At 69.4% G+C, this 11996-nt stretch carries 13 protein-coding genes; 6 read left to right on the top strand and 7 right to left on the bottom strand.

Going from position 1 to position 11996, the window contains the following annotated elements:
• Both BJ981_RS07305 and BJ981_RS07300 read left to right on the top strand, forming a co-directional pair.
• Nucleotides 1–387, top strand: coding sequence for a roadblock/LC7 domain-containing protein (locus tag BJ981_RS07305; protein WP_184609193.1), 387 nt, complete (start codon nucleotides 1–3; stop codon nucleotides 385–387).
• Nucleotides 388–472: 85 nt separating this feature from the next.
• Entirely contained in the window at nucleotides 473–982 is a 510-nt protein-coding gene (locus BJ981_RS07300; RefSeq protein ID WP_239139311.1) for a DUF742 domain-containing protein, read from the top strand.
• Between the two features lie 11 nt (nucleotides 983–993).
• Here BJ981_RS07300 and BJ981_RS07295 read toward each other — a convergent pair whose 3' ends face one another.
• Entirely contained in the window at nucleotides 994–1392 is a 399-nt protein-coding gene (locus tag BJ981_RS07295) for an ATP-binding protein (RefSeq protein WP_184609191.1), read from the bottom strand.
• A gap of 373 nt (nucleotides 1393–1765) precedes the next feature.
• Here BJ981_RS07295 and BJ981_RS07290 point away from each other — a divergent pair, with 373 nt between their 5' ends.
• Nucleotides 1766–2569 carry a helix-turn-helix domain-containing protein gene (locus tag BJ981_RS07290; protein WP_184609189.1) on the top strand — a complete coding sequence of 268 codons (804 nt, stop codon included), beginning with the start codon at nucleotides 1766–1768 and terminating at the stop codon, nucleotides 2567–2569.
• A complete protein-coding gene (locus BJ981_RS07285) occupies nucleotides 2560–2760 on the top strand; it encodes a DUF397 domain-containing protein (protein ID WP_184609187.1) in 201 nt (66 codons plus the stop codon). The genes BJ981_RS07290 and BJ981_RS07285 overlap by 10 nt, the downstream gene beginning before the upstream one ends.
• 141 nt (nucleotides 2761–2901) lie before the next feature.
• On the opposite strand, the gene BJ981_RS07280 is transcribed toward BJ981_RS07285, so the two are convergent.
• The gene (locus BJ981_RS07280; RefSeq protein WP_204070323.1) at nucleotides 2902–3648 is read right to left on the bottom strand and encodes a phosphotransferase family protein; all 747 of its coding nucleotides are present in this window, start codon (nucleotides 3646–3648) and stop codon (nucleotides 2902–2904) included.
• Between the two features lie 330 nt (nucleotides 3649–3978).
• On the bottom strand, nucleotides 3979–4581 hold the full coding sequence (locus tag BJ981_RS07275) for a CGNR zinc finger domain-containing protein (protein ID WP_184609184.1): 603 nt from the start codon (nucleotides 4579–4581) through the stop codon (nucleotides 3979–3981).
• Between the two features lie 294 nt (nucleotides 4582–4875).
• On the opposite strand from BJ981_RS07275, the gene BJ981_RS07270 reads away from it, so the two are divergent.
• Complete coding sequence (locus tag BJ981_RS07270; RefSeq protein WP_184609182.1) at nucleotides 4876–5265, top strand: RidA family protein; 390 nt, start codon at nucleotides 4876–4878, stop codon at nucleotides 5263–5265.
• A gap of 257 nt (nucleotides 5266–5522) precedes the next feature.
• On the opposite strand, the gene BJ981_RS07265 is transcribed toward BJ981_RS07270, so the two are convergent.
• The 4 genes from BJ981_RS07265 to BJ981_RS07245 all read right to left on the bottom strand — a co-directional run bounded on the left by BJ981_RS07265 (nucleotide 5523) and on the right by BJ981_RS07245 (nucleotide 10834).
• Nucleotides 5523–6182 carry a response regulator gene (locus tag BJ981_RS07265; RefSeq protein WP_184609180.1) on the bottom strand — a complete coding sequence of 220 codons (660 nt, stop codon included), beginning with the start codon at nucleotides 6180–6182 and terminating at the stop codon, nucleotides 5523–5525.
• Between the two features lie 267 nt (nucleotides 6183–6449).
• Complete coding sequence (locus BJ981_RS39065; protein WP_184609177.1) at nucleotides 6450–7691, bottom strand: sensor histidine kinase; 1242 nt, start codon at nucleotides 7689–7691, stop codon at nucleotides 6450–6452.
• A 383-nt stretch (nucleotides 7692–8074) separates the two neighbouring features.
• Nucleotides 8075–9460, bottom strand: a complete 1386-nt coding sequence (locus tag BJ981_RS07250; RefSeq protein ID WP_184609175.1) for an alpha/beta hydrolase — start codon at nucleotides 9458–9460, stop codon at nucleotides 8075–8077.
• 162 nt (nucleotides 9461–9622) lie between these two features.
• Nucleotides 9623–10834, bottom strand: coding sequence for an NAD(P)/FAD-dependent oxidoreductase (locus BJ981_RS07245; protein WP_184609174.1), 1212 nt, complete (start codon nucleotides 10832–10834; stop codon nucleotides 9623–9625).
• A gap of 163 nt (nucleotides 10835–10997) precedes the next feature.
• On the opposite strand from BJ981_RS07245, the gene sigJ reads away from it, so the two are divergent.
• Entirely contained in the window at nucleotides 10998–11939 is a 942-nt protein-coding gene (gene sigJ, locus BJ981_RS07240) for an RNA polymerase sigma factor SigJ (RefSeq protein ID WP_184609172.1), read from the top strand.
• Nucleotides 11940–11996 lie beyond the last annotated feature (57 nt).

Raw genomic sequence — 11996 nt, 5'->3', positions numbered from 1 at the left:
ATGTCCACAGAGCTCAACTGGTTGCTGGACGACTTCGTGGCGCGGGTGACGGACGTGCGGCACGCGATCATCCTGTCCAACGACGGCCTGCGCGTGGCCGCCTCCGGGGGGCTGCTCCGCGAGGACGCCGAGCACCTCTCGGCCGTCGCGGCCGCCTTCCAGAGCCTCGCCAAGGGCACCGCCATGCGCTTCGAGGGCGGCGCCGTCCGCCAGACCATCGTGGAGATGGAGGCGGCGCTGCTGTTCGTCTCGGCGGCCGGCGACGGCAGCTGCCTCGCCGTCCTCAGCGGCATGCGCGCGGACGCCGGCCTCATCGCCTACGAGATGGCCCACCTCGTCGCCCGCATGGGCCGCCACCTCACCACCCAACCAAGAGGCATGACGTGATGGCCGAGCCACACCACCCACCCGAGGAACATGGCCCGATGGAGCAGCCGCACCACCTCACCCCCCGTCCGAGGGGCGTGGCGTGATGGACGCACAGCATCCCACGCTCAAGGGGCGGATCGTCATGGACGACGACGAGATGGACTGGATTGACGACGGCCCGGTACTGCGCCCGTACGCGCTCACCGGAGGCAGAACGCCGCCCGCCGCCTCCGACTTCGACCTGCTCGCGATCATCACCGCGACCGGCGGCATGGCCGCGACCGGCGGCGACACCCCGAACGGCCGGGCGCACACGACCGGCGTCCCGGCCCCGGCCCGCGAAGCGTCCGCGACCCGCGCCGCGCCCCCGCCCGGCGTCTTCCCGCCGACCGGTCTCGGCCCGGAACACCACCGCATCCTCCACCTCACCCGCAGACCGAGACGCCTGGTCGAGCTGGCCGCCGACGTGAACCTCCCTCTCGGCGTCGTCCGCCTCCTCCTGTCCGACCTGTGCTCCCACGACCTCCTCACCGTCCACTCCCCGGCCCCCGCCGCCCTGGCCCACGACCCTTCCCTCCTTCACGAGGTGCTCAAGGGCCTCCGGGCCCTGTGACGGCCCCGCCATCAGGACAGATCCCACCGCGCCCAGACCGTCTTACCGGGCCCGTCCCGTAGCGGTGTCACGCCATGGGCGGTGGCCAGCGCGTCGATCAGCTCGAGGCCGCGCCCGTGCAGCGCGTCAGGGGAGAGACGCAGACGGCGGGGCATGGCGTCACCGTGGTCGGTCACCCGGACGCACAGGACGGCGGACGCGAGCCAGACCGAGAGCCTGATCGGGGGCTCTCCATGGGTGATGGCGTTGACGAGGAGCTCGTCCATCACCAGCACCACGTCGTGGCGGAGATGAGCCGCGCCCCAGGTGGTGAGGACCTCTCTGACCAGGTCACGAGCCCTGCCGACCACCGCGGGGCTGGGTGGCAGATCCCAGCAGGCGGTCCGTGGGCCGTCCGGTGTCGCGGTCATCGCCGGCACTCCTTTGAAATCGGCGGATGGGGTGGAAATGGCGGTAGGCGGACTCGGAACCGCCGCCCGCTCGGCTTCGCGCATCGAAGCGCACCTCCTGGCTGGATTTGGTCAGTTCTGGGTGGACGGCGGATTTTGCCGACTAAGCGTGGAAAGTCGATCGCATCGATTGGCCGTCATATCGCGAGAGGGGATGGCCGACGCTTTCTTGCTCGATAATCAGGTCTTTGTCGCGGTTGTCCGGTCGTCCTTCGGGGAATTTTCGTTTCCGCGCCCCAGATTTATAACCAGCGTCGTAGGCTCCGCCATAAGGCGCCGCGCGTACGGGAAACCGTGCGGACGGCCTCACCCCCGTGAGGCTTTGTGAGGGATCATGAACGGCAATCGAATGACACCGCTCGAATTCTTCGCCAGGGAACTCCGGCAGGCCCGCGAGGCCGCCGGGCTGAGCCAGGCACAACTCGCGACCGCGATCGTCGGCTACTCGCCGTCCTTCGTCGCGATGGTCGAGACCAGCCGCAGAGTCCCCAAGCCCGACTTCGCCGACCGCTGCGACCAGGTCCTCGACACCGGAGGAATCCTCGGCCGCCTGGCGGCGGACCTGGTGTGCAAGGGAATGCCGCCGGAATGGGTGGGCAGATGGCTGACGATCGAGGCGAAGGCGACCTCGCTTCTCTGGTTCGAACCGCTTCTCGTTCCGGGCCTGCTGCAAATCGAGCCCTACGCACGGGAGGTGATCCACCACTCCGGTCGCCTATTCGATGTGGACGACCAGGTAGAGGCTCGCATGGCGCGACAGCGCGTCCTGAACTCCGCGACACCGCCGATGGTGGTCGCGGTCCTGGACGAGGGAGTCCTGCGTCGTCCGATCGGTGGCCCGCAGGTGATGTACGACCAGATCACGCATCTGCTGGATCTCGCGCAGCGCCCCAAAGTCGTCATACAGATTGTGCCGCAAAACGCCGGTGCCTATCCTGGGCTCGCCGGACCCCTCGTCGTCACCACATTCGACGGAATCGAGGTCGTCTACGTGGACAATGCGCTGAGCGGCGATGTCGTCGACCGTGCTCCCGACGTGGCGGCTTTGAAATGCCTGTGGGAGTCGCTGCGCGCCGAAGCGCTGCCCGCGAAGCAATCAATGGAACTGATGGCAAAGGTGGCAGAGACATGGAAGTGAACAGAGTGGTGTGGCGTAAGTCTTCCTACAGCAGTGGCAATGGTGGAGCCTGTGTAGAAGTGGCCTCGTTACCCAAGGCCGTCGCGATACGCGACAGCAAGTACCTTGACGGCCCCGCGCTGAGCGTCGGCATCGAAGCCTGGTCCGCTTTCCTCGCGAACCTCAAGTCAAGGAACCTCGCCCGTCCCTGAGTTCGTTCCTCGTGGGCGCGTTAGCCGGTCCGGGCGCAGCCAGTGGCCGGGCCGGTGGCCGGGGGCGCGGAGGTCACGCTTCAGGAGATGGCCCGCTCGATGCGGCAGAACGGTGCTCGTGGCCCTCGGGCTCGTGCAGCGTCACAGCCGGGATCTCAGCACGTCGATCTCACAGCCCGGCGCGAACGGGTCGAAGCCGTGCTCGACGAGCCAGCGAACCACCAGCAGGCTTCGGAGCGACCACCACGCGCGGATCACGTCGAGATCGACGTCGGCGCCGTAGCCGGCCACGACGTCGCCAAGGTGCTCCTCGTGTCCGAGCGTCAGGATGGCGAGGTCGTACAGGGCATCGCCCTGGCTCGCCTCGGACCAGTCGATAACACCGGTGATCTTGTCCCCGTCGATGAACACATGGGTGATCTGCAGGTCGCCGTGGGTGAATACCGGCGTCCACGGCCGGAGCGCGGCCTCGGCGACCCGGCGGTTGCGTGTGACCAGGTCGGTGGGAAGGACGCCGTTCGTGACGAGCCACTCGCATTCGTCGTCGAGGCGCGACGCGACCTCGTCGAGGCTTCGACCGGGCCATGGCGGCAGTGGCGCATCGTGCAGCATCCGTGCGGCGGCACCCGCCGCGGCCCACGCCGTCGGCGACGCGGTCGACGGCTCGCCGAGGCGGCCGAGTGCCGTCCCTGGGAGGGCGGCCAGCGCGAGCACGGGCGGATTCCGCCACAGAACCTCCGGAGTCGGGATCGGCGCCAAGGCCATCGCCTCGACCTCGACATCGGTGCGCGTCTGATCCGCGTCGACCTTCAGGAACACGTCACCGATGCGCAGGGTCGCACGCTCCCGATGGGCGACGACGACCTCGACCTCCTCCACGTCGGCCATTCTCGTGGGGATGACCGCCGACGTCACCGGGTTTATCACGTGCGACCACGCGGTCGTCTTCGCCGACGAGGGCTGGCAGGGTGCAGGTGAAACGATCCGCGCGCCGTCCAAGCGGTACCGGCATCGCCCCAGCCTGTCAGGGACGCAGCAGGAGGTCGATCGCGCCCACACGCGCTTGCGCGCGGTCGGCGAACGCGCCTTCGTCACCTTGAAGCCTGGAAAACCTGTGAGGTGGGCCTGCGCCGGGTGTACCAGGCTGAACCGCTCATCGCCCCGTAGCGGGTGGGGCTGCACGTATCGAAGGGACGGGACGCCGCGCTTGCGGCCGCGTCAGGGGTCGGTGGCGCGGCGAGCGCGGAGGGCTCGGAGTTTGTGGCGGTTGCCGCAGCGTTCCATCGCGCACCAGCGGCGGGCGCCGGGGCGGGACGTGTCGACGAAGACCAAGGGGCAGTTGTCGCTCGCGCATTCACGGATGCGGCCGGAGAGCGGTCCGGACAGGAGTTCGATCATCTCGCGCGCCAGCGTCGACAGCGCGTGCGTGGCCCGCACCGGCGGCGCCCATCTTGCGGTGGCGCCGTCGTCGGCGAGCTGGGGTGCCAATGGCGCCGCGGACGCGGCCCGGTTGATGGCGGCGATCGCTTCGGCGGGGAGGGGGCGATGTGCCGCCCGGGCGTGCGCCGCGACCCAGATGGCCTGCCGGAGGACCTTGGCCGCGGACAGCTCGCGAGCCGTCACAGGGACGGTCATGACCGCGGCGATCGGCGGCTGAGCCAGCCATTCGCTCAGGTCGGCAGGCTCATGGAGGGTCTCGAACACCGCGTAGGGCCCCTCGCCGCCACTGTGGGCGAAGTCCAGACAGGCAGCGCCGGCATCGAACCAGAACGACCCTCCCTTGGGATCGTGCAGCGTCCGTCCGGTTGCTTTCGCGCGCATGACACCACTATAACTGGTGTCACGATGACACCTGTATTACTGGTGTCCTCATAGGGGGAAGCCAGCCGTATCGGTGTCCTCATGGGGGAACGCCGGCCGTATTGGTGTCCTCGTCGGGAGCGATACCGGTCGTCTCGGTGTCCTCGTCGGCAGTGACACCGGTCGTCTCGGTGTACTTGTCGGCAGTGACGTCGGTCGTATCGGCGTACTTGTCAAGGTGACATCGGCCGTATCGGTGTCTTTGTCAGCGGTGACACCGGTGGTGCCGGTGTCTTCGTCAGAGGAGAGTCATACATGGGTGTCCGGCACATCAACCCTCCCGGGATGCACCGCAGCCCGGCCTTCAGTCAGGCCGTCGTGGTCGAACAACCGGCCAAGACCATCTACATCGGCGGACAGAACGGCGTCGGCCCCGACGGCAAGGTCGTCGGCCCCACGGTCGGGGAGCAGGCCCGGCAGGTGTTCCGCAACCTCGCGACCATCCTGGACAGCGAGGGCGGGACCCTGGCCAACATCGTCCACTGGCGCATCGCCGTCGTGCAGGGCCACACCTTCGACGAGGGCGTAGCCGCCTTCCAGGAGGTATGGAACCGAGCCGACCCGCCCCCGGCCATCACGGTCCACGTGGTAGCCGGCCTGGGCCCAGGCTTCCTCGTCGAAGTCGACGCCGTCGCCGTCGTATGACACCCCCGGGCCCCCCGATACCGCCCCACCCCTCACAACCCAAGTGATCACCACCAACACACCGACACCCGACGAGCCAGAACCTCCAGATTGCCCGTCCAGCCTCGGCGGGGCCAGAACCTCCAGATTGCCCGTCCGGCCTCGGCGGGCCAGGATCTCCCGGTTGCTCGTCCGGCCTCGGTGGGTGAGGATCTCCCGGTTGCCCGTCCGGCAGGGAGGCGACTGAGAGGAGAGGAATGGTCGGGGGGCGGGTCAGGTCAGGGGTCTGAATGGTGGGGGGCCAGGCCGTGTTCGTAGGCGTAGATGACGGCGCGTACGCGGGTGGGCAGGCTGAGTTTGCGGAGGAGGTTCGCGACGTGGGTCTTGACCGTGCCTTCCTCGATGGTCAGGACCTCGGCTATCTGCGCGTTGCTCAGCCCGCGCGCCAGGTGCCGGAGCACCTCAAGCTCACGCGTGGTGAGCCGCTGGCGCGCGTCGCCGGCGGACGCGGGCGACAGTCTGGCGAAGCGGTCGATCAACCGGGTGGTGACCTGGGGATCCACCAGCCCGTGTCCCCGGTGCAGCGCCCGCACCGCCTCCAGCAGCAGTTCCGGGTCGCTGTCCTTGAGCAGAAACCCTGAAGCCCCCGACTGGAGAGCCCCGAAGAGATACTCATCGGTGTCGAACGTCGTCAACGCGAGCATCCTTGGCGGAGTATCCATGGCCGCGAGCTGCCGAATCGCGGAGATCCCGTCGACATACGGCATGCGCAGATCCATCACCACCACATCCGGCCGCCGCCACATCACCTGATGCACGGCCTCCCCGCCATCCCCCGCCTCCCCGACCACCTCGATATCGGCTTCACCCCCCAACGTCACCCGCAACGCCTCCCGCACGGCGGGCTGATCATCAGCGATCACCACCCGAATGCTCACACCGCCATCCCTCCCTCACCGATCACCTTGACGTCTGGCCACCCGTCCAGCGTCACGCGCAATGCCTGCCGTTCGGAGGCTTGGTCGTCAGCGATCACCACGTGAATGGTCATGCCGCCGTCCCTCTCTCAGCGATCACTACGATGTGGGTCGGCCTTCTAGCGTCGCGCGTAACGTGTCCCGTACGGCTGGCTGATCGTCGGTGGTCACCGCGCGGATGGTCATGCTGCCGTTCTCCTCTCAGGGATCGGTGGCTTCGGCGTGTGGTCAACGCCGTGACCGTCGCCGTCGGGCTGTCTGTGGGCTCGGTGCTTCATGTGGGGTCGTACGCCATGCCGGAGAGGGTTCGCCTTCGGGGGATGTCTGAGGGCCAGGAGCGATCGGCACGATGGCTTCTACCCGCCAGCCGTGGCCCTCTTTCGGGCCTGCTGTCAGTGTGCCGCCGTGTTGGTGTACGCGTTCGCGCATGCCTCTGATGCCTCGGCCTTCGGCCCCGGCGCGGGGATGACCGTCATCGGTGATCGAGAGCGTCACCGCCGTGTGGTCGCACCGTACCCGTACCTCCACGTGGCCGGCGTCGGAGTGGCGGGCGGCGTTGGTGAGTGCTTCCTGTACGACGCGGAAGACCGTGTGGCGCACGTCGGATGGCAACGGTGGGCAGGGGGTGGCGCGGTGCACCGAGATCCGCAGCTGTGGAGTGGAGAGCCGCCTGGCCAAACTCTCGATCTCATCCAGGTCCAGTCCCACCGGCGCCTCACGCAGGGCGTCGAGCATGCCCCGAACCTCCTTCAACGCAGTCGAGGACAACTCGGCAATGACGCCCAACGCCCGCTCGGCAGCCTGCGACTGCCCACGCAGAGTTGGGCCGGTGGCTCGCGCTTGGCCATGTGAAGCTTGGTCGGTGGCATGCTCCTGGCCGTGTGGAGCTTGGTCGGTGGTCTGGGTTCGGGTGCGTAGGGCTCGGCGGGTGGAGGTGGCCTGCATGTGGATCGCGGTGAGGTGGTGGCCGACGCTGTCGTGGACGTCGCGGGCGAGTGCGGCGCGTTCCTCGGCCATGGCGCGGCCGGCCTCGGCGTGGTCGAGCCGTGCCGCCTGGGCGCTCCGCTCGCCGTGCAGCCGCAGGGCCTGGCCGACCGCGACCGGGGCGACCCCCATGATGACCAGGTCGGTGACCACGGAGAGCCCTCCGTGGGCTTGCGGGAGCAGAAGGCCGTAGCCGGTGGTCCAGGCGATGGACAGGCCCATGACCACCCATGTGCGGCGCGGCAGGCGGAAGGCCGCCGCGCCGAACATGACCATGGTCACCAGCCGGCCCTGCCAGCCTGGTATCACCAGGCCGGCCAGAGAGATCGCGGCCGAGAGCAGCGCTCCTGTCAGGGGGAGGCGGGCACGCAGGGTCACAGGCAGCGCCGCGGCGAGGTCGGCGCCCACCAGGAGAGGGAGGCCAGGCAGCGGCGGCTCGCCGTCGAGCATGGCGAACGCGGTGAGAGCGGCCGTGGCCGTGAGCACGACCAGCCCCTCTCTGGCATACAGAGCGGCTCCGCCACGGCCCCCATGCACAGCGACTCCGCCACGACCCCCATGCACAGCGACTCCGCCACGGCCCTCGTGCACAGCGGCTCCGTTCCTTCGCCCGCACACTGTGGTGACGCCATGTGCCCGGTGCACGGCGGCTTTGCTCCTTCGCTCGGACATGGCAGTTAGGCTCTTTCGCCAATACACGGCCGTTCCGCTACGTCCCCGGTGCACGGTGGCTCCGTTCCTTTGCTCGTACACGGCGGTTCCGCTACGTCTCCGGTGCACGGTGGTTACGCTACGTCCCTGGTGCAGGGTGGCTGTGCTATTTCGTTCGTAGACGTGGCTGCGCTGCTTGGCCCGTACACGTGGCTGTGCTACTTCGCGGGGCCGCAGGAGGTGCCCTGGGGAGGCATCTTGCCTGTGGTCAGGTAGTGGTGCACGTGTTCGCGTACGCAGGGGTGGCCGGTGAGGTAGAGGGCGTGGCCGCCGGTGGCCGGGAGGAAGCGGGCGTGGGGGAGTTGGGCGGCCAGGCGGCGGCCGTCGGCGGTCGGGGTGGTGTCGTCGTACTCGCCGCCCGCGATGAGCACCGGCGGCAGGCCTGGCGCCTTGATGGGGTGGGGCGCGTACGTTCTCGTCGGTGGCAGGCCGGCGCAGTGGTTGGCGATCGGCCAGACGGCTCGCCAGCCGATGTGGGGCGTGTCGCGGCGCAGCTCGCCCTCCAGCTTCTTGAGCTTGTCGTAGCCGGGGTAGGGGAGGTCCGCGCAGAGGACGACGCGGGACAGGTCCGGGTCCGGAGCGCCTTCCACCCTGGCGAAGAACGAGGCGTCACCGGCTTGTGCGCGCGCCAGCCCGGCGGCCAGGCCCTCCCAGGTGTCCTCGTAGGTGAAGAAGGCACGGGAGGCGATCTGGGTGTCGCTGATACGGACCTCGGGACCGGCCTCGGGAGCGGGGATGGGCTCGCTGCGGGCCTTGGCCATCACCTCGTCCCAGACGGCCACCGGATCCTTGTCGTGCAGCGCGCAGGCGCTGGTGCGGCGGCACCAGGCGGCGAAGCGTTCGAAGGCCCCCTCCAGGGCCGTGGCCCGCGGTCGCAGCCACGTGCGCAGGTCGGGGGTGGTGTGGTCGAAGACGCTGTCGAGGTACATGCGGCCGACCCGCCGGGGGAACAACTCGGCATACGCCTGTCCGAGCACGGTGCCGTACGAGTTGCCCAGATAGGTCAGCTTGGCTGGGCCGAGCGCCTTTCTGATCGCCTCCATGTCGTGCGCGATCTGCCAGGAGTTGAGGTTGCCCGACAGCACGCCGGCTTCTTCGGCGCATGCTTCCCCGAACGCGCGGTTCTTCGCGGCGTACGCCTCGTAGGCCGCCTTGTCGGGGAACACCCATTCGGTGGCGAACGGCGCCGGAACCGGGCACTTGATGGGGGTGGATTCGCCGAACCCGCGCGGGTCGAAGATCACCACGTCGAACCATCGGGTCAGATCGGCGAAGGACCGCCTGGCCTGGCGGAGCAGCGCGATCTGCTCGCCGGGCCCGCCGGTGTCGACCAGGACCACGCCCTTCTTGCGAGCCTGATCCTGGGCGGGCAGCTTGGCGAGACCGATCGCCACCTCCGGCCCTGACCGGCGGGTCCAGTCGGCCGGCACCTTGATCTGCGCGCACTGCAGGCCGTCCCCGCAGTCCTGCCACGACAGTGGAGTGGTCGTGACCGGAGCGAGGGCGGTGACCGCGCCGATGACGAGCGATACGACGAAGTTCATGCCGGAAGGATGGCCGTGGCCACACCGCCCCCGCGTCCCTCTTTCTGCATATCTTTGGCGCGCCCCTGACGTAAGTACGGCGTACATGCGCCGTTTCAGATGATTTCGAGGTCGGCCATCATTCCCATGTCGCGGCGTCGTGGCGGTGCCGCACACCGCCGATCACGGGGACGTGATCACTCGCGTGGCGGAGGCCGGCTGCTCGGGGCGCGGGCCGCCCTTGATCCAGCTGATGGAGCCCGGCTTGCGGGCCTCGCGGCGGATCTTGGACACCGACCACTTGAGGACCATCTCCTTGTAGGCCGCGCCCAGGCGGCCGTCGAAGTAGATATTCGTCGTGCTGTCGTCCTTGCGCGCGAACTGCCGCAGGCCGGCGCGCCGGCCGAGGCTGACACACGACCCGGTGAAGCCCAGGTCGATCACCGCGGGGGCCGTCCCGGCGATGCGGCTCAGCACGGTGGCGGCGGCCTGTGCGCCGAGCGGCCCTGCGGCGTAGGAGCTCATCCGCAGCGGCTGGTCCGACGGCGCGGCGGCGTCCCCGGCCGCGACGATGCGCTCGTCGTCAAGGCTGGTCAGCGTCTCGTCGGTGAGCAGCCGGCCCACCGCGTCGGTGCGCAGCCCACTGGCGGCGGCCAACTCCGGCACCGCGAAACCGCCCGCCCAGATGGTCAGCGCGCTGTCGCGCACCGTGCCGTCCCCCAACACGACCGCGTCCGGCCCGACCTCGCGCACCATGACCTCCTGCAGCACCGTGACACCGTGCCGGGACAGCCACTTGGCCGTCGACCGGCGCGCCGGCGCGCTCAGGGACGGCGCCAGGATCCCGCCGCACACCAGCGTGGGCCGGCGTCCTTGCTCGGTCAGCTCGGCGGCCGTCTCGATGCCGGTCAGCCCGCCGCCGACCACCGTGACCGGAGCGTCGAGGGGCAGATCCTCCAGCCTGGCACGCAGCCGCCGCGCGGACTCAAGTTCGGCGATGGCCCACGCGTGTTCGACGGCGCCGGGCACCGAGGACGGCAGGGCCCCGGTGCTGCCGACCGCGTAGACGAGGTAGTCGTAGTCCAGCGTGCGTCCTGAGGCCAGGCGCACCGTGCGGGCGGCGGTGTCGATGCGCGTGGCGCTGTCGACGACGAGCCGGATGCCTTCGCCGAGCAGCGTGCCGTAGTCGAGGGTGGCCTGGCCGGTGCCGGCGACCAGTTGGTGCAGCCGGATCCGTTCGACGAACTGCGGGCGGGGATTGACCAGCGTGATCTCGACGTCGGCGCGCATCCGCAGATGGTTGGCCGCCAGCGTGCCGGCGTAACCGCCGCCGATGACGACGACCTTGCTGATCGGGCCTAGGGTGCTAGCCGTGTGGCGTCCGGTAGGGGACATGGTGAGGTTCCCTTCTCGATTCTCAGCGGTGCGGGATGGTGTCCCACCAGACCGACAAAACAGCCCATCCGAATGTCAGGCGACGCGCCGGCCTCACAGTTCGCCGTGCTGCCTTGTCGAACCGAGTGAGGGCACAATGCGACCGAGGGGGGCCGGTGACACCATGACCGACGACGCTGAGCAGCGAGGAGACGGACGGCTCGACCCGAGCCTGAGCGCGATCATGAGCGAGCGGCGCGGGCTGATCAACCTGGCCTACCGGCTCCTGGGCTCGCTGGCCGACGCCGAGGACGTCGTCCAGGAGACCTACGCCCGCTGGTACGCCATGTCCCGGCGGCAGCAGGACGCCATCGAGTCTCCCGGCGCCTGGCTGACCAAGGTCGCCGGCCGCCTCTGCCTCAACGTGCTGTCCTCGGCACGGGCCCGGCGAGAGACCTACGTCGGCGAATGGATCCCCGAACCGTTGCCGGAACCCTCCGAATGGATCGGCGGACGGCCGGGCGGCATGGCCGCCGACCCGGCCGACCGGATCACCCTGGACGAATCAGTCAACATGGCGTTCCTGGTCGTGCTGGAGTCGATGACCCCGGCCGAGCGGGTGGCGTTCATCCTGCACGACGTCTTCCGGTACTCCTTCGCCGAAGTGGCCGAGATCGTCGGCCGCACCCCGGCCGCCTGCCGCCAGCTCGCCTCCTCGGCCCGCCGCCGCATCCGCGCCACCCAGGCGCCCCCGACCCCGCCGGCCAGGCAGGCCCGCATCGTCAGGGACTTCAAGCAGGCCCTGGAGGCCGGGGACGTCGAGGGGCTCATCAGCCTGCTGGCCCCCGACGTCACGGCGTTCAGCGACGGCGGCGGCCTGGTCAGCACCACGCTGCGCCCGATCGAGGGCATCGAGCAGATCGTGCGCTCCCTGAGGCTCCTGGCGGGCAGGGTCCGCGAGCAGACGATCCTGGAGCGCACGGTCAACGGACAGCCCGGCCTGATCGCCCAGCAGGACGGCGTCACCGTGTCGGTGTACGCCTTCGAGATCGCCGGTGACCGGATCAAGCACATCTGGGCGGTACGCAACCCCCACAAGCTCCGCCCATGGACCACGGAGCCCTAGAAGACCCGGGAACGGCGCGGCCCTCCCGGCGAGCGGTTCCGGGAGGGCGGTCGTCGC

It is taken from the genome of Sphaerisporangium krabiense, from assembly GCF_014200435.1.
Taxonomy (GTDB): Bacteria; Actinomycetota; Actinomycetes; order Streptosporangiales; family Streptosporangiaceae; genus Sphaerisporangium; species Sphaerisporangium krabiense.
This window is presented reverse-complemented; position numbering and strand designations above follow the sequence as displayed.